The 21,489-nt window shown below is 43.3% G+C and carries 21 protein-coding genes; 15 read left to right on the top strand and 6 right to left on the bottom strand.

The window, feature by feature from the left end; all coding sequences use genetic code 11:
• Positions 1-530 precede the first annotated feature (530 nt).
• Genes L5M28_RS09715 through L5M28_RS09690 form a run of 6 tightly spaced genes read left to right on the top strand, consistent with a single transcriptional unit; the run spans position 531 to position 5,488 of the window.
• Entirely contained in the window at positions 531-1,313 is a 783-nt protein-coding gene (locus L5M28_RS09715; RefSeq protein WP_113938838.1) for a DUF3450 domain-containing protein, read from the top strand.
• On the top strand, positions 1,313-2,668 hold the full coding sequence (locus L5M28_RS09710; protein WP_113938837.1) for a MotA/TolQ/ExbB proton channel family protein: 1,356 nt from the start codon (positions 1,313-1,315) through the stop codon (positions 2,666-2,668). Before L5M28_RS09715 ends, L5M28_RS09710 begins: the two co-directional genes overlap by 1 nt.
• Positions 2,668-3,195: a MotA/TolQ/ExbB proton channel family protein gene (locus tag L5M28_RS09705; RefSeq protein WP_113938836.1), complete on the top strand. Its 528-nt coding sequence runs from the start codon at positions 2,668-2,670 to the stop codon at positions 3,193-3,195. The genes L5M28_RS09710 and L5M28_RS09705 overlap by 1 nt, the downstream gene beginning before the upstream one ends.
• 13 nt (positions 3,196-3,208) lie before the next feature.
• Entirely contained in the window at positions 3,209-3,613 is a 405-nt protein-coding gene (locus tag L5M28_RS09700) for an ExbD/TolR family protein (protein WP_037428129.1), read from the top strand.
• A gap of 1 nt (position 3,614) precedes the next feature.
• Positions 3,615-4,241 (top strand): energy transducer TonB, encoded by a 627-nt coding sequence (locus L5M28_RS09695; protein ID WP_113938835.1) that lies wholly within the window; start codon positions 3,615-3,617, stop codon positions 4,239-4,241.
• On the top strand, positions 4,241-5,488 hold the full coding sequence (locus L5M28_RS09690) for a tetratricopeptide repeat protein (protein WP_113938834.1): 1,248 nt from the start codon (positions 4,241-4,243) through the stop codon (positions 5,486-5,488). The genes L5M28_RS09695 and L5M28_RS09690 overlap by 1 nt, the downstream gene beginning before the upstream one ends.
• Before the next feature lie 70 nt (positions 5,489-5,558).
• Here the strand turns inward: L5M28_RS09690 and L5M28_RS09685 are convergent, their stop codons facing one another.
• Positions 5,559-6,068 (bottom strand): diguanylate cyclase domain-containing protein, encoded by a 510-nt coding sequence (locus L5M28_RS09685; RefSeq protein WP_028760435.1) that lies wholly within the window; start codon positions 6,066-6,068, stop codon positions 5,559-5,561.
• A gap of 79 nt (positions 6,069-6,147) precedes the next feature.
• On the opposite strand from L5M28_RS09685, the gene L5M28_RS09680 reads away from it, so the two are divergent.
• The 5 genes from L5M28_RS09680 (at position 6,148) to L5M28_RS09660 (ending at position 9,770) form a co-directional block, all read left to right on the top strand.
• Positions 6,148-7,977, top strand: coding sequence for a DUF885 domain-containing protein (locus L5M28_RS09680; protein WP_263203195.1), 1,830 nt, complete (start codon positions 6,148-6,150; stop codon positions 7,975-7,977).
• Between the two features lie 171 nt (positions 7,978-8,148).
• A complete protein-coding gene (locus L5M28_RS09675; protein WP_028760433.1) occupies positions 8,149-8,427 on the top strand; it encodes a peptidylprolyl isomerase in 279 nt (92 codons plus the stop codon).
• Positions 8,428-8,510: 83 nt separating this feature from the next.
• The gene (locus tag L5M28_RS09670; protein ID WP_173496516.1) at positions 8,511-9,047 is read left to right on the top strand and encodes a GNAT family N-acetyltransferase; all 537 of its coding nucleotides are present in this window, start codon (positions 8,511-8,513) and stop codon (positions 9,045-9,047) included.
• A 74-nt stretch (positions 9,048-9,121) separates the two neighbouring features.
• A complete protein-coding gene (locus L5M28_RS09665) occupies positions 9,122-9,352 on the top strand; it encodes an RNA-binding S4 domain-containing protein (protein ID WP_028760431.1) in 231 nt (76 codons plus the stop codon).
• 22 nt (positions 9,353-9,374) lie between these two features.
• The gene (locus L5M28_RS09660) at positions 9,375-9,770 is read left to right on the top strand and encodes a ribonuclease E inhibitor RraB (RefSeq protein WP_105252914.1); all 396 of its coding nucleotides are present in this window, start codon (positions 9,375-9,377) and stop codon (positions 9,768-9,770) included.
• Positions 9,771-9,933: 163 nt separating this feature from the next.
• Here L5M28_RS09660 and L5M28_RS09655 read toward each other — a convergent pair whose 3' ends face one another.
• On the bottom strand, positions 9,934-10,821 hold the full coding sequence (locus tag L5M28_RS09655) for a LysR family transcriptional regulator (RefSeq protein ID WP_168823676.1): 888 nt from the start codon (positions 10,819-10,821) through the stop codon (positions 9,934-9,936).
• 156 nt (positions 10,822-10,977) lie between these two features.
• On the opposite strand from L5M28_RS09655, the gene L5M28_RS09650 reads away from it, so the two are divergent.
• The 4 genes from L5M28_RS09650 (at position 10,978) to L5M28_RS09635 (ending at position 17,899) form a co-directional block, all read left to right on the top strand.
• Positions 10,978-11,751 (top strand): TSUP family transporter, encoded by a 774-nt coding sequence (locus L5M28_RS09650; RefSeq protein WP_028760428.1) that lies wholly within the window; start codon positions 10,978-10,980, stop codon positions 11,749-11,751.
• A gap of 383 nt (positions 11,752-12,134) precedes the next feature.
• Positions 12,135-13,280, top strand: coding sequence for an exonuclease SbcCD subunit D (locus L5M28_RS09645; RefSeq protein WP_263198220.1), 1,146 nt, complete (start codon positions 12,135-12,137; stop codon positions 13,278-13,280).
• The gene (locus L5M28_RS09640; protein ID WP_263203194.1) at positions 13,277-16,333 is read left to right on the top strand and encodes an AAA family ATPase; all 3,057 of its coding nucleotides are present in this window, start codon (positions 13,277-13,279) and stop codon (positions 16,331-16,333) included. Before L5M28_RS09645 ends, L5M28_RS09640 begins: the two co-directional genes overlap by 4 nt.
• Positions 16,334-16,597: 264 nt before the next feature.
• A complete protein-coding gene (locus tag L5M28_RS09635; RefSeq protein ID WP_113938827.1) occupies positions 16,598-17,899 on the top strand; it encodes a peptidoglycan DD-metalloendopeptidase family protein in 1,302 nt (433 codons plus the stop codon).
• A 372-nt stretch (positions 17,900-18,271) separates the two neighbouring features.
• On the opposite strand, the gene L5M28_RS09630 is transcribed toward L5M28_RS09635, so the two are convergent.
• From L5M28_RS09630 to L5M28_RS09615, 4 genes are all read right to left on the bottom strand, one after another.
• Positions 18,272-18,727, bottom strand: coding sequence for a hypothetical protein (locus L5M28_RS09630; RefSeq protein WP_173248655.1), 456 nt, complete (start codon positions 18,725-18,727; stop codon positions 18,272-18,274).
• 90 nt (positions 18,728-18,817) lie between these two features.
• Positions 18,818-19,342, bottom strand: a complete 525-nt coding sequence (locus L5M28_RS09625; RefSeq protein ID WP_263203193.1) for a M48 family metallopeptidase — start codon at positions 19,340-19,342, stop codon at positions 18,818-18,820.
• A 48-nt stretch (positions 19,343-19,390) separates the two neighbouring features.
• The gene (locus L5M28_RS09620) at positions 19,391-19,828 is read right to left on the bottom strand and encodes a DUF3010 family protein (protein ID WP_028760422.1); all 438 of its coding nucleotides are present in this window, start codon (positions 19,826-19,828) and stop codon (positions 19,391-19,393) included.
• Positions 19,829-20,031: 203 nt separating this feature from the next.
• On the bottom strand, positions 20,032-21,387 hold the full coding sequence (locus tag L5M28_RS09615; protein ID WP_113938824.1) for a DEAD/DEAH box helicase: 1,356 nt from the start codon (positions 21,385-21,387) through the stop codon (positions 20,032-20,034).
• Positions 21,388-21,489 lie beyond the last annotated feature (102 nt).

The following is a 21,489-nucleotide window of genomic DNA, read 5'->3' as shown; positions in this document are numbered from 1 at the left end:
TGTGATGGGGTTATTTGAGGTCGAAAGATCCTATCACTTGTGCCCTTAGTTCTGATGTTCTTACACTGAGTTCAAGTTAAGTAAATCTTATCGGGGGATTTGAGTAAAGAGCATCTATTTGAGTCGTCTTTATGTTAAAAAATGTTAATTTTAATAAACAGGACACACAAAGTTGGTCTTTAGCTATCGTTATGATTTTATAGGGTTTAAATTAGTTTATTATTTTTTGGAACAAAAAGTAATAACCCTAAAGATTCATTTTTGTCTAAAAAAACACCTTTCGTAAAAAATTTCATTATTAGCGCTTCTTTACACTAGTTTTTAGTCGTCTGAAATGTTGACACAGGTCAACATTTTGTGAAATGATGCCAGCGGGTCTATGCCTGTAAGGGCGTAGGAAAGGGAAGAAAAAACTAAGAATCACAAGAGAAAGACGAACTTACAGAAATTTTTTCGGCAAGTATTTATTCCTTGTCGTTATGTTGCTGGTAAGTTAAACCTTTTTATTCACTTCAAATTGGTTGGGAACTATGTCCAAGGTAAGCAATAGAACAAAAATCGCTACTGCACTTGTTGGCGTGCTGGCATTAGCGAGCAGCAACTTAGTAGTTGCAGATCCTCTTACCGACGTGCAGAAAGCGGATAGTATGATCCATGCTGATGCTGCTGCGTCGCAAAAGAACGTTGATAAGTATTTCGATCAAGCACAAGACATGCTTTTTGAGTATGGTTCTGTCGCAGATGAGCGCGAATCACTGAAATCATATAACGATTACGTTGCAAGCTTAGTCGCTGATCAACAAAAGACAATGGATTCAGTGCAGGGTGACATCAATGGTGTTGATAAACTTCGCCAAGGTGTTGTGCCATTAATGTTTAAAATGGTTGAGTCATTAGAACAGTTTGTTCAATTAGATTTACCTTTTAATTCTGAAATACGCACTAATCGTGTTAATGAACTGAAAAAACTTCTTAATACTGCCGAAGTCACACTAGCAGAAAAATATCGTCTAATTCTTGATGCTTATAGTATTGAGCGTGAATACGGTAGTGCTGTTGCCGTTAACCAAGGTAAGTTAAACCTAGATGGTAAAGAAGTGTTGGTTGACTTCTTTAACTTAGGTCGTGTTGCTCTTTATGCACAGAGTTTAGATCAAAAGACTGGCTGGATGTACAACCCAGAATCTAAGGGTTGGGATAAGTTAGATGACAGCTATTTGCGTGAACTGACCAAAGGTATCCGCATTGCCCGTAAACAAGGCGCTCTAGATCTATTCGCGTTACCAATTCCTGCTGCGGAGACTGCACAATAATGAAGAAGTTAATTACTACAGCTGTGTTGGCTGCAAGTTTCTCTTTAACTGCTGGTATGGCGAGCGCTGCTGATGCGCCTAAGTCAATTGACCAATTATTGCAACAAGTTAAAGTTGAACGCGCTGCAGAAGGTAAAGTCAACAGCAAGCGTGAGCAAGAGTTCCAAGCAGAGCGTGGCGATAAGGCCGCTTTACTGCAAAAAGAAAAAAATGCGTTAGCTGCTGAAAAGCAACGTGGTAAAGATTTAAACCAAGCGTTCTTAGATAACGAGCGTAAAATTGCTCAGTTAGAAGAAGATCTAAAAACGGCTCAAGGTGACTTGGGTGAAATGTTTGGTGTCGTTAAAGGTGAAGCCGGTGATTTCGCTGGTAAACTGGCAAGCTCTAACATCAGTGCTCAATTCCCAAATCGCGATAAATTTATCGCTGATTTAGGTGCCCGTAAGCAATTGCCAAAAATTGAAGAGTTAGAACAATTTTGGCAAGAGCAGCTATTTGAAATGGCGCAATCTGGCAAAGTGGTTAAGTTTGAAGGTTCTGTTACCGAAATTGATGGTAACGTGAAAACGACGACTATTCATCGTATTGGTGCTTATAACTTAACGGCTGACGGTAAATACGTTGTATATAACCCTGAATTAGGTTTAATTCAGCAGTTATCTCAACAACCTGAAGGTTATCAAGTTAGCGCTGTTGCTAAATGGGAAGAAACGGCTTCTGGTACAGCACCTTTCTATATCGACCCTGCACGTGGCGTACTGTTAAACATCTTTACGAACAAAGCTAGCATGGAAGATCGTATCGAGTCAGGCGGTACCATTGGTTATATTATTCTGATATTACTTGCTATTGGTTTATTAATTGCGGTTGAGCGTTTCATTGTGCTGGCAGCTATCGGTGCAAAAGTTAAACGCCAAGCTAAGAATGTTGATAATCCAGGTAACAATGCCCTTGGTCGTATCTTGAAGGTTTACCATGAAAACAAAGATGTTGATGTTGAAACATTAGAGTTGAAACTGGATGAAGCTATTCTGAAAGAAACGCCTGCATTAGAAGCTCGAATTTCAATTTTGAAAGTCATTGCAGCTATCGGCCCAATGTTAGGTCTGCTAGGTACAGTAACTGGTATGATTGCGACCTTCCAAAGTATCCAACTGTTCGGTACTGGCGATCCTAAACTGATGGCGGGTGGTATCTCTATGGCTCTGGTTACTACAGTACAAGGTCTGGTTGCGGCTCTGCCACTGATGTTACTACATGCAATACTCGTTGCGCGTAGCAAATCCATCACCCAAATTTTGGAAGAGCAAAGTGCGGGCATTATCGCAGCACATGCTGAGAAGAGGGCTAACTAATGATGCTATACCTGATGGACATATGGGATTCCGTCAGGGGCTTCATGGCCGCTGGAGGAAACGTCCTTTGGTTGGTTGCGTTTGTATTGTTCTTCATGTGGGTATTGATGCTTGAGCGTTATTGGTATCTTAATTGGATATCACCAAAGCAACATAAAGCTATCATATCTGCGTGGGATGCTAGAGAGGAAACAACCTCTTGGTACGCACACCGTATCCGTGAAGCTTGGCTGTCCCAAGCGAAGCAAGATTTGAATGCACGTATGCTGATGATTAAAACCTTAGTAGCTATTTGTCCTATGATAGGTTTGTTAGGTACCGTAACCGGTATGATTTCAGTGTTTGATGTGATGGCAGTTCAGGGGACGAGTAATGCTCGTTTAATGGCGGCTGGTATTTCAATGGCGACTATGCCCACGATGGCGGGGATGGTTGCAGCATTATCGGGAGTATTCTTTAGTACTCGTCTGGATGTAAAAATGAAAATCAGTTTAGAAAAGCTAAAAGACAGCATGCCGCACCACTAGAGAGAGATTGAACATGGCACGTAAAAAGCATTCCAGTGTAGACGAGGAAGCGCAAATTGATATGACACCGATGCTCGACATCGTGTTTATCATGTTGATCTTCTTCATTGTAACAACGTCATTTGTGAAACCTTCTGGTTTGGATTATAACAAACCCAAAGCTTCGCAAGCGACTTCAAAGCCTTCGGCTAACATCTTTATCGGCGTCAGTAAAACAGGCGTGATCATGATGGAAAACCGTCAGGTTGATATCGAGCGTGTAACGGCAAACGTTGAGCGCATGCTGGCTGAAGCTCCTGAAGCTGCTGTATTAATTCAGGCTGACAAAGACGCAATGCACGGCTTAGTTGTTAAAGTTCTAGACCAAGTCAAAGCGGCTGGTATAGATAAAATTTCGGTATCTGCGGGGAACGATTAATATGCTAAGAGCACTAGTATCGATCATTATTGGTGCTGCTGTGACTTTTGGTCTGTTCGCTTTTATGGCGTTCTTGGTCGGTGGCGGCGCACAGCGCGGCGAAACATCGGCCGAGACCCCTGTAATTGAAATCACTATGGATAGACAGGATTCAAAAGCACAGAATAAGCCAAGGGTAGTGCCTAAGCCGCCGCCACCGCCAGAACAGCCACAGAAGCCTGAGGCAACGCCGCCAGAATCTTCGAGCAATATTGACACAGCAATGTCGTTCAATATGGGTGGTGTAGAAGCAGGAGGTCACTCAGCAGGTGGTTTTAAATTAGGTAATATGATGACTCGCGATGGTGATGCTACACCTATCGTTCGTATCGAACCTCAGTATCCAATTGCTGCGGCGCGTGATGGTAAAGAAGGTTGGGTACAACTTCGTTTTACCATTAACGAACTCGGTGGTATCGACGACGTTGAAGTTATTCAAGCAGAACCAAAACGCTTATTTGATAAAGAAGCGATTCGTGCACTGAAGAAGTGGAAGTACAAGCCAAAGATTGTTGATGGCAAGCCATTGAAACAACCTGGTATGACAGTACAACTAGACTTCACCTTAGATAAAGGAGGCAACCAATAATGCGTAATGTTAATAAAATCGCAGTTCTATTATTGCTTTCTGTTTGTGGCGGTTCATTAACTCTTTCATCTGCAGTCGCAGAAGAAAAGTGTGCTATCGACAAACGTCAATCTAAAGCTGTGGGTGAAAGTGCGGCGAAGAAAGTTCAGAAGTCATTTGAAGCTTATACCAATGGTCAGGTCGATGAAGCTATTGCTATTTTGCTAGAGGCAAATGCCAAGAACGACTTCGACAAAGCCTATGTTGCACGTATGTTGGGTAACTTTTATGCCGAGAAAGGCAAAATGGATACCGCGATCAAGTACCTAAAACAAGCTGTTGAAGCTGATATTTTAGGTGGTACAGATCATGCTGCAACTATGCGTCTTTATGCTGATTTGCTATTACAAGAGAAAAAGTTTAAGGAAGCGATTCCTTATTATTACAAGTGGATGGAATTTACTTGTAAAGCCGATTCTCAAATGTATCGCCGTATTGGTATTGCGCATTCAGAACTGAAGCAGTGGGATAAAGTGATTGAAGTGGCCGACAAAGGTCTTTCATTAGCTGAAGCTCCTGATAAAGGTCTGTATCAAATGAAACTGACAGCTTACTTCAATCAGAAGAAGTACAAGAATGCTGTTGGCGTGTTAGAAGTCATGGTGCCTTTATTCCCGGATGATGGCAGATTGTGGGTTCAATTAGCACAGTTTTATTTGATGGTTGAAGACTATGACAAGTCTCTTGCAACTTACGATTTGGCTTATAGAAATGGTTTCTTAGATAGCGCGGGCAATATTACGCGTTTAGCGCAGTTAATGGCACAAAAAGGTGCTCCTTATCAAGCTGCTAAAATTTATCAGAAACATATGAAATCAGGCATGATCGCTGAGGACGCTAAGTCTTTAGAGATTTTGGCGGGTTTCTATCAAAATGCGAAAGAGTTTAAGCAAGCTGCTGAGTATTACGGTAAAGCTGCAGCTATCAGCAATGATGGCAAGACTTACTTGAAACAAGGTCGCTTATTAAACTTGAATGAACAATATACAGCCGCGATCCCTGTGCTTGAAAAAGCCATATCAATGGGTATTGAGCATCCTGGTGAAGCAAACTTCGAATTAGCTTTGGCTCATTTAAGTTTGAAACAGTATAAGTCTGCTTATAATCGTGCAGTGTTAGCTGCTAATGATAAGAAGACACAGAAGAGTGCAAATAGCTATATCTCTTATATTAAAGAGAAAGCACGTATGCATAATATCACGCTGTAATTACTTCGCAGTTTAGTGTTTGAATCGAAAGCCCCGCAAGGGGCTTTTTCTTTGGTATCAATAAACCTATTTACTGTAAGCGGATTAAAGCTTGTGATTGATCATGATTTTTTTCAAGTTGTTGTGAAAGTTGGCTGACATTACTGAAGAGTGACTCTATTTTACTTTCCTGTGTAGGTAGGCAAATACAGGCAGCCAGTTTATAGTCGATTGTCAGTTTATGATGTTTACCAAAATCTTGATTAAAGTCAGATATTTGTTGTTCTATTCGCTTTAACACTACTTCCGTCCCCACCTCATCTATATTGAACAAACCCAACGCAAAGTGATTGTGATCTAGTCTAGCAATCATATCTGTTGCTCTTAATAGCGCTTCTTGCACTTGTTTAGTAAAGAATTCGAGTAAATGGGGTTGTTTGACGGTTTCATGAATGTGAGGGCACAGATACAATAGTGCCAAGCTTTGGTGGTCTCTCATGTGACGATGCCATTCTCGGTTGAATACTTCCATGAAATAGGTTTGGTTATAGACTCCAGTTTCAGGATCCCTGAAACCTGAGTTGCGGAACGAGTAGATCATAGATTAACTCCGATAGCAGACCTTGGACTAAGTATAGAAACAGTTCTGCAATAGCGGGCCAAAAAGGAGAAATATTAAAATGAAATTGGGTTTATTGGCAGGTTCGATAGCGTTAATCTTCACCCTTCAAGGTTGTTCTAAACCTGAAGCCACTGCAGTTCAAGAAAATAGCTCGGCTAATACGACAGCTGTGCAGGGCGAAACTCAAACGGCAGAGCAGCATTACTTAGCGCTTGTGGATGCTTATTTTAAAGATTACCTAAAGCTTGAGCCCATCTACGCCACTTTTGTCGGTGTTAATGACTATAACGCCGATTTCGGTGGGGATTTAACTGAGGATTACCTTAAGGCTCGTCATGATCTTAACACTCACTATTTAGCTCAGGTGCGTGCGATAGATCCAAAGCAACTGCCTGCGGATCTACAGTTAAGTTATGACCTGTTCGTCTATGACCGTGATATGGCGTTAGTGGACGAAACTTTCCCTTCACGCTTTATGCCGATAAGCCAGTTCTATAGCACTGTTATTACTATGGTGCAGCTGGGAAGTGGCGAAAGTGCACAACCTTTTAAGACTGTCCAAGATTACCGTAATTGGGAACAGAGAGTCGATGGTTTTATCAAGTGGGTCGCACTTGCTGAAAATCGTATGAATCAAGGCATTGAAAGTAAAGTGGTACTACCTCGAGTGTTGGTAGAGCGCATTATTCCTCAGTTAGATGCTATGTTAACGACGGATGCGACTCAGAGTATTTTTTACTCGCCAATCCAGCATTTTCCCGAAAGTTTTTCAGAGCAAGATAAAGCGGAATTGACAGCTTGTTATCAAGCCATGATAGCCGAGCGTATCGTGCCAGCGTTAACGAACTTACGCGATTACTTTAAGCAAACCTATTTACTTAAATCGCGGGCGACTGATGGTTGGTCAGGTTTGCCTAACGGTAAAGCTTGGTATCAGCATCTGGCGAACTCACATACGACCACCACTATGTCTGTAGATGAAATTCATCAAATTGGTTTAGGTGAAGTGGCGCGAATTTTATCTGAGATGGATAAGGTGCGTGAGCAGGTTGGTTTTAAGGGCGATTTGAAGGCGTTTTTTGCGTCTTTATCTTCAGAGCCGCAGTATTTCTATAGCGATCGCCAAGGCTTGATTGATGGCTATATGGTATTAAAAGATAAAATCAATCATGTATTGCCTAACTACTTTAATGTGATGCCAAAGGCTGATTATGTGGTTAAGCCGGTTGAAAGTTTTAGAGAACAATCGGCAGCGGGTGCCTCTTATGAAGCGCCTGCGGTGGATGGTAGCCGTCCAGGGGTGTTTTATATCAACACTTATAACCTCAAAGCACAGCCTAAGTGGGGGATGACGACCTTATCTTTGCACGAGGCCGCTCCTGGGCATCACTTCCAAATCGCGATCAAACAAGAGCTGACTGGTGTGCCTGAGTTCCAGCGTTTTAGCGGTTATACCGCTTTCGAGGAAGGTTGGGCACTTTATGCTGAATACTTAGGTATTGAGATGGGGCTATTTACCGACCCTTACCAGTATTTTGGTAAGCTTTCCGATGAAATGCTGCGTGCCATGCGCTTAGTGGTTGATACTGGCCTTCATTCTAAAGGTTGGAGTCGTGAACAGGCGATTCAGTACATGAAAGACAACTCGCCTATGGCTGAGAGTGACATAGTCGCTGAAGTGGAGCGCTACATGGCGATCCCTGGTCAAGCTTTGTCTTACAAGGTCGGTCAGTTGAAGATTTTGGCACTGCGTGCCCGCGCAGAAAAAGCCTTGGGTGATAAATTTGATCTTAAAGCGTTCCACGATCAAATCCTCACCTCAGGTTCATTACCCATGGCGGTCATGGAAAACAAGATCGATCGTTGGATTGCGTCGAAACAAGCTTAGCCGTGTAAGATGCCGTTAATTGACTTTGTTGTCAGTGACGGCATTTTAAGACTTTTTTATTCAACAGAAAGTTTTTATACTGTTGATTCCAAACCTGTTAAAACGAATGTTTTAGTGGGAACTCAATGATATTTGGGGCAAATGTCTCATGATCCTTACAGGAGTTTTACTATGGTCCAGGCAACAGCAAGACATTTGTTAGTCAGCAGTGAAGAGCAGTGTCAAGCGCTGAAACAGCAAATAATGGAAGGCGCAGATTTTGCTCAAATTGCTCGCGCACACTCTTCTTGCCCATCAGGTGCCCAAGGCGGCGAATTGGGGTCATTTGGTCCTGGCATGATGGTCAGAGAGTTTGATGAAGTGGTTTTTAGTGCACCATTAAATGAAGTACAAGGACCCGTGAAAACGCAATTTGGCTTTCATTTACTTGAAGTGACCAGCCGCGCGTAAGTTTTGCCGCTTATCTAATACAGCTTGTTTGATACGGCAGCGTTTGCTGCCGTTTTGTTTTATATGCTCATCACGGAGTCACTATGCTGGAACTCTACACTGATAGATTGAAACTCAGGAGCTTACAAGATAGTGATTGGGAACATTTTTATGCACTGCATAACGATCCTGAGATTAATCGTTTTGTACGCGTTCCAGAGTCGCAAGAGGTGATCCGCAGTAAGTTTCAGCAGCGTTCTGATACTTGGTTCTACGGTTCTGGCGATTGGCTGACCTTAGTGATTGAGACCGTTGATACTGGGCAGTTTATCGGTTTAACGGGCCTTTATTGTCAAAGTTTCGAGGAACAGCGTGCCGAAGTGGGTTATTTACTGGCAGTCGAGGGGCACGGTAAAGGTTATGCGACTGAGAGCTTAATGGCGGTCATTGATTGGGCCTGTTTAAGTTTTAATGTACATAAATTTGTTGGTCATTGTGCTAAAGATAATCACGCATCGGCACGAGTACTCGAAAAGTGTGGTTTTCGGCTTGAAGGTTTACTCAGGCAGCAATTCAAAATAGGTGAAAACTGGCTCGATGAATCAGCCTTTGGCCTACTCGCCGATGAAAGACGTCTATAGCCAAATTATCTTCAGCGAATTTTGTACTGTGCTGGTATAATGCCGCAGGTTTATTTTTAGAAGGCGTGTATTAAGTGGCGCAAATTAATCAATTGGCTTTGCATTCTGGCGAAGATTTCATTGAATTGTACAAAGTATTAAAAGTGCAAGGCATGAGCAATGCGGGTGGTGAAGCCAAACATTTTATCGACGAAGGTCAAGTCACTGTGAATGGTGAAGTTGAAACTCGTAAACGTAAAAAAATTATCGCGGGCGACATCGTCAGCTTTAATGGTGAATCAGTTCAAATCATTGCGGCAGAATAAGCCTGAAACAGTGGAGCAAGAAATGCAATTTCCAGATGATGACAATGGTAAAATGCTGGCCGCAATGGCTGAAGCGGGAATCGATTTAACTAAAGAGTTAGATGTTGATTTCTTTTTGGTTTTTGATGACCAACGCGATGCTGAAACTGCGTTAGAAGAATTAACAAATTCTGACTTGGAAGGCGAGCTTGAGCTGAATCTGAATGATGAGCTTGGTAAGTGGGAAATCATTGTTTGTCTCAATATGGTGCCTGAGTACGATACATTGGTTGAACAAGAAGTCATGCTAAATGATTTTGCTGCCGAATTCGGCGGCATGACCGACGGTTGGGGCGTAATGCAACATCAAGACGGTGACGATGAGTTTATGGACGATGATGACCATGACCATGTTCACGGTGAGCATTGCAATCACTAATTTTGATGCGCTTTAAGCCTTGAATCTAATAAACCACCTTTTGGGTGGTTTTTTATTGATGTTTTTCTGCGCTCCGTTAGTGATCTCAATAGCCTCGTTTGGCACTTATAGCGTTATTGTGCCTCGCTTAAACTGAGATACGTTTAATGCAGATTAATGCAGATTAATGACGATAGGGCGCAAAAATCTCTAATAACCAGTCGATAAAAGCTTGAGCTTTTAACGGCAGGCTTGGGGATTTTGGGGTGAGTAAATAATATCGATAGGGACTGGTAAAGGGGGCGTCGAAGGGGATGACTAAGCTGCCATTTGCCAGTTGTTCTTCGATGAAGAATCGCGGAATAAGTGCTGCGCCCATGCCACTCGCAGCCGCTTGACTCAACATATAAAAATGCTCGACACCAAAGGTTTGTGCTTGGGTGAGTGTTAAACCCACCTTTTCCGCCCAATACTCCCAAAGTTCTGGTCTGGTGGTGTGTTTAAGCAAAGTGACATGATTAATGTCCTCGATATTTTGCAGTTTAGGCGCTAGTGAAGGCGCGCAAACTAAGCATAAATCCTCATCCATCAGCTTGATATAATTCGCGCCCTTAGGGATAACTGTGCTACTACGGATCGCAATATCATAACGACCTTGGCTAAAATCCACGGCAAAGTCGCCAATGGATAAGTCGACATACAAGTGTGGATGGCGGGATTTAAACTGCTCCATTCTTGGAATGAGCCAATTGATGGTTAAGCTTGGCAGCACATTGATGGCTAAGGTTTGCGGCTTAGTGGGCTGACGGCGCAAGTCACTGGTAGCACTAGATAGTGTTTGCAGAGCGGCTTGAACATGGGGTAAATAGCGTTTGGCTTCATCGGTTAAACCGACTTTTTTGTGTAAGCGTACAAAGAGCGCAAAACCTAAATAATCCTCCAATACTCTGATTTGTTTGCTGACTGCGCCATGGGTGACATGCAACTCCTTGCTGGCTAATGTCATGCTCTGTAAACGTGCTGCGGCTTCGAAGGCACGGAGAGAATTGAGGGGCGGTAGTTCGGCAAACATTTTATTTCCTACTGCTGGAAAATCAGAACAGGACTCGGGATTTTGTGTGAGTTTATCTCACGCTGTGCCGACAATAACTCCTTTGCGTTTATTTGGCAAACGCAGTCTAATGTTCGGCAATCACTCTCTTTTTTATCAGAAGAATAATAAATCATCATGGAATTTGAACTGACTCTACAAATCGCAGCGATACTTTTTGCCGTCGCTATGGTGGCTGGTTTTATTGACTCAATCGCTGGTGGCGGAGGCTTGCTGACCATTCCTGCACTTATGTGGGCAGGCTTGCCGCCTGCGGTTGCCTTAGGGACAAATAAGCTGCAGGCCTGTGGCGGCAGTTTTTTTGCGAGTTTGTACTTTGTCCGTAAAGGGCTGGTTGATCTTAAATCCGTTAAGTTAGCCTTGATTTGTGCATTTATCGGTGCGGCATTGGGTACGATTCTAGTTCAACTCGTCGATACTGAAGTGCTGGAGTTGATGTTACCTTTTTTGATTTTGGCTATTGGTTGTTACTTTTTATTTTCGAAAAAGATTTCTGAAGATGACAAACATCAAGTGCTGACTCCTACCGCATTTGCCTTTACTGCGGCATTGGGCGTGGGATTGTACGATGGCTTTTTTGGCCCTGGTACTGGGAGCTTTTTTGCGCTGGCCTTTGTATCGTTAGCGGGGTTTGGTTTGGCGAAGGCAACTGCCCACGCAAAACTACTTAATTTCTCCACTAACATTGCTTCGCTGATCTTCTTTGCCTTGGGCGGAAAAGTGATTTGGTTATTAGGATTAGTCATGCTGGCAGGGCAAGCGATTGGCGCAACCTTGGGTTCTCGTCTCGTGGTCACTAAAGGTACAAAGATTATCAAGCCATTGGTGGTGACTATGTCCCTTGCTATGAGTTTTAAACTTTTGGCGAGCCAATATAATTTATTTTCGTAAACTATTTGATATTAAGCATTTTATAAAACTCACTCATCAATAGACGCTCTTTAAGCTGCGCATGAGTGTAGCTTAGTGGCGTCCATCTTGGCTCAAAAGTTAAGCCGAGGTGGATATCACCCAAAAGATCCGCCAAATGACGACTTAAAACGTCTCATCCTACTTTGAGTTAGGTGTACTCTTTCAAGTTTTTTGAATAGTATTACCTGTCATTTTTAATACACTTTTTAGGCTTCTTATTGTTTTGGTGTGTATTTTAAATATTGTGTACATATTTAATCCGATTGATATAAGTGCAGTGTCTATCTTGCCAGTCTTATTTTGCATCGACGGGCGGCATGTGCGCTCGGGTTTAGCGCCACCACTTCTTTAAAAGAGCGATTATGAAATTTATCCACACCTCGGACTGGCACATAGGTCGTCAATTACACAATCAATCACTACTGGATGATCAAGTCTTTGTGCTCGAGCAAATTATTGCTCTAGCGGATGAACACAAGGTGGATGCCGTGATTGTGGCGGGGGATATTTATGACAGATCGATTCCGCCTGCAAATGCGGTCGCACTGTTAGATGATGTGCTTAACCGCTTAGTGCATGATTTAGGTTTGCAAGTCATTATGATTGCGGGTAACCACGATGGTCACGAGCGCTTAGGTTTTGCAGCAAAACAAATGGCGGCAAGTGGGTTACATATTATTGGGCCTTTGAGTGCTGACATTCATCCCATTACTTTATCGAGTTCAAGCGGTGATGTGGTGTTTTATCCCTTGCCCTATGCCGAACCTGCCACAGTGCGCCAAGTTTTTGAGTGTGAGGCGGCAAGCCATGAGGCCGCAATGACGCTATTGCTTGAACAAGTACGCCAGCACGATAGCCAAGGTTTGCCTAAAGTGGTGATAAGCCATTGTTTTTTGGATGGTGGTAGCGAGTCAGAATCTGAGCGGCCACTGAGCATTGGTGGCGCCGATAAAATATCGCCAACGCTATTTACTGAGTTTGATTATGTCGCTCTTGGGCATTTGCACGGACCGCAATACAAAGGTGCAGAGCATGTGCGCTACTCAGGATCGATTTTGAAGTATTCCTTTAGCGAACAACATCAACATAAGTCGGTGACCTTAGTCGAACTTAGCGCGCAAACGCCGATTAAAATTAGTTTATTGCCTTTAACGTCGATACGCGATGTCCGTATCTTAGAAGGGGAGTTAGCCACATTACTCGCCCAAGGTAAAACGGATATCAAGCGTGAGGACTACCTTATGGTCAGACTCCTTGATAAACATGCCATTTTAGATGCTATGGGAAAATTGAGAGCCGTTTACCCTAATGTGCTGCATTTAGAGCGGACTGGTCTGATGGCGGGGCAGCAACAAGTCACCTTGAGCCGAGATCATATCAAAAAAGGCGAGATGGACATGTTCCGTGACTTTTTCTCTCAAGTGTCCGGCGAGTCATTAACACAAGCACAGCAAGCCGTGATGGATGAACTCCTGACTAAGCTACACAATGAGGAGCGCCAAGCATGAGACCACTTAGCCTTTCCATGTCAGCCTTTGGCCCCTTTGCATCGACTCAAGAACTTGATTTTACGGCCTTAGGGACTAATCCGTTATTTTTGATCAATGGACCCACTGGTGCGGGTAAGACGACCTTGCTCGATGGTATTTGCTTTGCCCTCTATGGCAAAACCACGGGTAATGAGCGTGAAGGCAGCCAGATGCGCTGCGATATGGCCGATGATAGTTTGCTAACAGAAGTCACTTTTAGTTTTCAGTTGGGTAATAGCAGTTATCGTATTCGCCGTGTGCCAGAACAAGACAGAGTTAAAAAAAGCGGTGATGGCTCAACGGTGCAGAAGCCCGAAGCTCAGTTATATAAGATAGACGCCGCGGGTAATGAAAGTTTGCTTGTAGCGAGCAAAGTCTCTGAGGCAACTGCTGAGATTGAAGCCTTAACTGGCCTCGATGTGGAGCAGTTTCGCCAAGTGATGGTGTTGCCGCAGGGAAAATTTCGCGAATTGTTAATGGCAGACTCTAAAGCCAGAGAACTGATATTTAGTCAGCTATTTCAAACACATATATACCGACGTATTGAAGATTCCTTAAAAAGTAAGGCTGCAGATATCCGCGCCTTAGTGAAAGATCAACGCAGCCGCCGTGATGGCATTTTACAAAGTGCGGGTTTAGCATCCGATGACGAGCTTAGCTGTGAATTAGCCAAGCTTACGCCAGAACTTGAAACAGCCCAAAGTGCGAAAGAACAGGCATTACAGCAGCAACAATGGGTGATAAAAACCAGCGATGCCGCCCAGCATTTATTGGCCGAATTTGCGCAGTTTGATGCCTTAACTCAAACGGTAGTAGCGCTTGATGCGCAGCAAGAAAACATGGCTGCGCAAACCTATAAACTGAATTTGGCCAAACAGGCGCAGCACTTGGCACCCATGCTTGAGGTGTTTGTGGCCCGTGAGCAGGAAGCCAAGGCGGCAAGTCTTGCCCTTGAACATGCGAAAACAGTATTAATTAATGCTAAACAAGCCTTCGATAACGCAGAGCTTAAGGCCGCTGATTTGCCCGTGTTGGAAGCGTCGTTACTCGAACAGGAACAGGTTAAACAGCAACTGAATGCCTTAGGGCCGCAGCTCAGGGAATTGGATAGGCTTAATAAAACCCTTGAACAAGAGCAAACGCAGCTCATTAGCGCGAAAACACAACTTCAGAACAGCAAAAATGAGTTAACCACCGCAGTCCAAAAACGCCGTGAATTGGAATCCGCTCTGCCGCAACTACAGGCCAACAGCGAAACACGCCTCTCATTGCAACAAGCGCATCAGCAGCAACTGCAGTTATTGTCTACCTATCAGCAATGGCAACAAGTGGCGGCAAGGGTATCGTCCACACAGGCAAAACTTGTTGAGGCTAAAGTCAAAGGGCAACAACTCAGTACTCAGCATCAGCAAGCACAGGTTGCATATAAAGCCTTATTGTTGACTTGGCATCAAGGACAGGCCGCTATTTTAGCGCGGCAATTACAGCAAGATGAACCTTGCCCCGTTTGTGGCAGCCAATTACATCCACAGCCAGCACAAAGCCAAGAGCCACTCCCAAGTGATGAAGCGCTGCAATTAGCACTAGAGGTTGAAACGAATGCCCAAGAAATCCTGAGCAAAGCCAGAGCGGAATATCGTGGGCTACAAACGCAGTTAGAAACCTTGCAACAGCAAGCACAAGATCTCGCGGTCCAATTGGGAACAGCGGTTGATATTCCTTTAGACGAACATACACATACCTTGTCGCAATACGCTTTCTCACTCACTCAAGCGGAGCAAGCTCATCAGCAGTTACTGCTGTTACAGCAAGAGATTGCATTGTTGCACGCACAGGAAACGCATCTACAACAAAAGCTAGAGCAAGGACAAACACACGACAGTGCACTGCAATCTAAAGTGGATATATTGCAGGGGCAGTTAGCGCACATGCAGCAAAGTGTTCCATCTGCACTTGCAACGCTTGAGGCTTTAACCGCAGCAATCGCGCAAAATCAGCAAAGTATCAGCCAAATTAAGCAACAGATTACTAGTGTTAGGGATCTCCAACAACAGACTGGCCAATCTTTTGTTGCGGCTAAAGCGGCACTTAATGGTGCTGAAAATGCTGCTGAGGCGGCATTAGCCCAGCAAACGCGTGCACAGCAGCAACTCAATCAGCAATTAGTCGCAGCAGGTTTTGCCGATCAACAGGCCTTATTTGAGGCCATGCTCGATGAAGAACAACATCGTGCATTAGCCAGCGAGATTGAGGCTTACCAGCAGCGCAGTGCTTTGACCAAGGCACAGTGCGAGCAGTTAGCGCTTAAGCTTAAGGATAAAGTACTACCCGATAGCATTAAGCTGGCTGCTGAGCTTGAGTTCGCGCAGCAAGCATTACACGCTGCCGAGCAGGCATGGCAGTTGCTTCACACTCGCACAGTATTACTGATGCAAACCCAAACACAGCTGAGTATTGCCGATGCAAAAGCTAAGGTTTTGGAAGATGAATATGCGGTTATCGGCACCCTTGCAGATGTCGCTAATGGAAATACAGGTAATAAGATCAGTCTGCAACGTTTTGTGTTAAGCGTACTGCTTGACGATGTGTTGTTAGAGGCAAGCCACAGGCTACACCTAATGAGCAAAGGGCGTTATCGTTTACTACGTAAGGAAGATAGGGCCAAGGGTAACAAAGCTTCTGGGCTCGAATTGGAAGTAGAAGATGCTTATACCTCCAAAGTGCGTCCTGTGGCCACCTTAAGCGGTGGTGAAAGTTTTATGGCAGCATTATCTATGGCGTTAGGCCTATCTGATGTAGTGCAAGCCTATGCAGGTGGTATTAAACTCGATACTTTATTTATCGATGAAGGCTTTGGCAGTTTAGATCAAGATTCTTTAGAACTGGCCATTCGGACCCTGATGGATTTGCAATCCTCTGGCCGCATGATAGGGGTGATCTCGCACGTGTCGGAAATGAAAGAGCAGATAAATACCCGCATCGACATCAATAAAACCTCACATGGGAGCGAAATGACGATAGTTTTGCCTTAGTTGCTCATTCTCACAGAGTGCGATAAATAACAAATTGTTTTATAAGTGTTATTTATTGTATCTCCTGTGTGTTTAACATTCGGATAATACACACAAAGTGAGTTGGAAATGCCAGCTAGCGCATGTTTTTCATTAATGGTACAACAAAAGAGTGAAATAGCGTTTGTCATAATCGGTTTTTTGATATAAGTTGGAAAAAATTCGGGCTTCCCTCAAAGGGACTGGTCAAAAATAGAACGCAAAGTTAACGAAAGGTGAAAAGCGTTGCAAACAGGCAAACCCAACTTTATCAACTTATCGCAAACCCGTTTGCAGAACTTATCATCGACCCAAAAGAACATTCTATTAATGGGTAGTTTGTTGATGGGTGCTGCGATGTTGATGCCGAATAATAACCATGTTACGCCAACTGCTCAGCGTATCCCTGTTGTTCTCGATATTGAAAATATTCTCCCTCAAGTTTCTGAACCTGAAGTCCTAGATCAAGCTGCACTCATTAATAATGCTCCCCAGTTTGAGCGAATTATCGTTTCCGGTGATACCTTAAGTGGGTTATTTTCCAAGGCGGGTGTTGATCAGCAGACTATGTATAAGGTTTTAGAAGCTGATTTAAACATTTTGGCACTTGATACCTTGTTACCTGGTAACAGAATGCAATTTTGGCTTGATAGTGAAGGTCAGTTACAAAAATTAGAACTTTATTTTAACGCTGCCCGCCAAGTGGTTTTTACACGTTATGAAGACGGTAGTTTTAATGTTGAAGAAGTGAACGTTGAAGGTGTTTGGCAAAATCGAATTTTGACTGGTGATATTAAAGGTTCTTTCTACGTTTCAGCACAAAAAATGGGCTTAGCCGCTGCAGATATTCAGCGAATTGAAGATTTACTCAAAGAAAAATTGAATTTTGCCCGTGATTTACGAGCTGGCGACAAATTCTCCGTTTTGGTAAATGATCAATATGTTGAAGGTGAACCGACGGGAAGTAGCCAAATTTTAGGTGTCAGTATTAAAAGTGGTCGTTCTGAAATTAGTGCATATCAATATTCTGATGGTAGTTATTATGATGCTAAAGGTCAGAGTTTAGTTCGGGCATTCCAACGTTATCCGTTAGCTAAACAACCGCGTATGAGTTCACGTTTTAACAGCCATCGCAAACACCCAATCACTGGGCGTATTTCTCCCCATAATGGAACAGATTTTTCCGTGCCAATCGGGACTAAAGTTATTGCACCTGGTGATGGAATTGTCAGTTTAGTGACTGACCATCAGTTTGCTGGTAAGTATATTGTGATTGAACATGGCGGTAAGTACCGTACCCGTTACCTACATTTGTCTAAGGCGTTAGTGCGTAAAGGTCAACGTGTAACTCGCGGTCAAGTGATTGCTTTATCTGGTAATACAGGTCGTTCGACTGGTCCACATTTGCATTATGAATTCCATATCAATGGTAAACCTGTTGATCCGTTGAAAGCCGATATTCCTATGTCGAGCAAGTTAGCGAATCAAGATTTACGCACATTCACTAATATGGTGAAGAGTCGTGAAGCTATAATGAACTTAGGTTAGCCAATCCTAAGCTAATAGAATTTATAGTATCAAAGTTTGAATAAACAATAGCACTGACTTTCTAGAAGAGTTTATCAATGCCGATGGAATGAAAATTTCATCGGCATTTTTGTTTCCAAAATGCTTATTGTGGTAGGCATTTTTTTGCTATCACGAGTACTGTTCGAGTTGTATGAAAGCTTAAAATTTATTCGATTCGAAGTCGTGGCGATAAAACATAAGGGGATAAAATAGATAGGATCTTCAGTTAGAAGTGGTATAGCGAGTCATTCAAAAGGTTGTGAAGAGGAAAATTGTGCGGCTGAAGAGCTTATAACGTTTTTTATTAAGGACTGAACAGAGAACCAAATATGCAGTGCTAAATCGTGCCTATCAGCTTGCGTGGCGCCTTTGCATCACTTTTAATGCGCACTTGCACAATTTACCTTTTAATGCGGGACAGCCACCGCAGGGGGATTTTTTAAAGGGGCGTAATGCAAAGCTGTGTTCTGTGGGTAAAGGAGAAAGTCGAGTAATAATAGTCGATGAAAATGTCGCATCATTTGCGGCAATAAACTTAGCTTTTGCGAGTTTTAATTGTTTTTTGAGTGTTGATTTATTGCTAAGGGCAAATTCTTGCTGAGCAATATGCTTAGAGAGTAATTGGGTGAGGTGCTTTCGTTGAGCCTTTTTATTCGTCAAAGATTTATCAGTCAGGGTGTTCAGTCGAGATAAGGATGGAATCGCTTTTCCTGAACTTGAAACAGATTTCGCCTGTGTTTTGAGTAACTTTTTAGCTTGCTTTTTACACCACTTGCTTAAGAGTTTGTCGATATTCTGTTTCGTCATTGTCATTACAGTATTCTGCAGCACTAGATACTACAACATTCTAAATGAAAACTATTATCAGTCAAGTTTTGGGCGAAAAATATACGAAGGTCAGGTGTCGACTTTATCTGCAGAATAAGGGGATATGTTAGCGTCGATGCAAGTCAATAATAAGCGCAAATCAAATTCAAACTGGTGATAATCCGGCTCCATGTGGGTACACAAATTATAGAAAGCTTTGTTGTGATCTTTTTCTTTTAAATGGGCTAATTCATGTACAACGACCATACGCAACAAAGGTTCTGGCACACGCTTTAAACGCGAAGAAATGCGAATTTCGTTCTTCGCTTTGATTTTATTGCCTTGAACTCGTGCTACGTAAGAATGCAAGCCAAGTGCATGATGGCTAATATTAATTTTGTCATCAAATATCACTTTTGAGAGCGGGGAGGACTGGCGTAAAAATTGATTTTTAATCGTCTGAGTATAGTCGTACAGTGCTTTATCGCTACGAACGCTATGTATGACAGTATGACGTTTCAGCAATAGCTTGGGTAATGTGCCAGCATCGAGATGTTGCTGTACCTGCTGCTGAATATCAGGGCTGTAACCGTTTAAGTACTTTAATGGATTCATAGAGGATTTAGCTCCGAATGACTTCGGAGCCTGAGTTCATCACATTACTTATACTTTGCCAAAAATTCGGCGATTTTGATGGGCATAAGCGGCTTCGAAAGCTAACTGCTGTACTTTTTTAAGATCTAAACTATCGAAATCAACTTGGGGTGGATTGCGCTTGTTTTGCTCTTTGATAGTGACAGGAGACAATAGACTGACAGGTAATTCCCCTAATTGAATGGCTGCTTCAAGTTTAAAGCTTGTCGCTGAACCCGCGAGTTTACCTTTTTGCTCACGTTCTATGATGACAACTTCATCAACGCGATAATCTTGCATAAGCTTATGAAAAGCGAAGTGAAACTCACGAATAGCTTCTGTGGTAGCAGATTGGGAAACGGTGAAAGACACCTTACGGCATTCTGGCACATTGAAGGTTTCACCTTCATAGCTCAATAAACTGATAATGGCTTCGCCACCTTTTAATTCAACACCACAAACTCTCATGTTACACCTTCAAAATATCGATAATAGCGCTATTGTAGCTGGAAATGACATGAGGATCAGTGTTTACCCTGCGCTTTTGATTCGCTTGGCGACAGACTGATAATTTTAGTATGTCAATTTCCAGTATTAGATCATGCCTATGTGATTTGTATCAGAGATAATATCTGATGTTAAATCCATCGGCATTTATGCATAAATTAGTTTTAAACTTCTTCAGTATCATTGTCTTGCAGTAATTGCGCCGCAGCAGGTTTTCTACGCATAGGAGCATCGCCGACATCCACGCCCGTGATGAAACGCTTATCCCGCGACGGTGCTGGTGTGGTTGCTTTGGTTCTTTTGCTCTTACCTTTAGCAAGCTCCGCTTTAGCAACACGTTTTACTGGCGTCTGTTTAGCTTTGCTTTTTAGACCACTAAATTTAGCTTCGAGGCCTGGAATTGTGCTGATCTCAAAGGTTTTTCTGAGGAAGACTTGGACTTTCTTAAAGTTGTCCCAATCTTTTGGCCCGACGAGCGATATCGCATCACCTTTTGCGCCTGCACGACCAGTACGGCCGATACGATGCACGTATTCTTCGGCAAATTTAGGCATGTCGAAGTTAACGACCAAGGACACATTGAGCAAATCGAGGCCGCGAGAGGCGACATCGGTTGTCACTAGTACTTGTTGTTGGCCACGGGCAAATTGGTCCATGATTTGGTTTCGTGCGGCTTGCTTTAAATCACCGCTGAGGGCGGCGGTCGCAAAACCTTGCGCGGTTAATTTAGCCGCTAAGCGCTCAGTATCAGGACGCGTCGCGGTAAAGATGATCACTTGTTTATGGGTTTCATCTTTGAGCAAACGGGCTAATAACGCTTCTTTATGGTCTAAGTGGTCACATAAAAAGATACGTTGATGAATATCGTTATGCTCAGAGTGAGCCGCGCCAATCGCCACATGTGCTGGATTTTTTAGTAATGTTGCTGCGATATCATTGATTTCGTCGTGATCTAAAGTGGCCGAAAACATCAGCGTTTGACGACGTTTATGATCGGCTGCATCGTTGATGGCTTTTAACTGCGGGGCAAAGCCTAAATCCAACATGCGGTCGGCTTCATCGAGGACTAATAACTCTAAGCCATTGAGAAAAAGATGCTTCTGTTCTAAATGATCGGCGATACGGCCTGGAGTCGCGACAATGAAATGCGGTTCTTTCGCTAGAGCTTTGGCTTGGTCATTAAAGTTTTCCCCGCCCAGTACGCTGATGGCCTTGTATTGGGTGTTGGCGACAAGGAGGCGAAGCTGACTATAAACCTGATGCGCTAGTTCGCGGGTCGGTAATAAAATCAAGACTCTAGGATCACGTTTCGACAGTGAGCGGGTAGAAATGACTCTTTGCAATGCGGGTAACAAAAACGCTAAGGTTTTACCTGAGCCCGTTTTTGATGACGCCATTAAATCTTTACCTGCCAATGCGATAGGCAGTGCTTGTTCCTGGATGGCGGTGGGTTCTGTGATCCCCATATGTTTTATGCTTTGAAGCAGACGCTGGTCCAGAGAAAAATCGGTAAATTGCAAAGGTATATCCCCTAAATCTTAGTAAGGGCAGATTATAGCCTTAATCATCCTTGCTCAGCTATCCACATCGGTGATTATCTCTGCTTCATGCACGGATTGATG

The organism is Shewanella sp. SW32 (assembly GCF_025653365.1).
Lineage (GTDB): Bacteria > Pseudomonadota > Gammaproteobacteria > Enterobacterales > Shewanellaceae > Shewanella > Shewanella oncorhynchi.
This window is presented reverse-complemented; position numbering and strand designations above follow the sequence as displayed.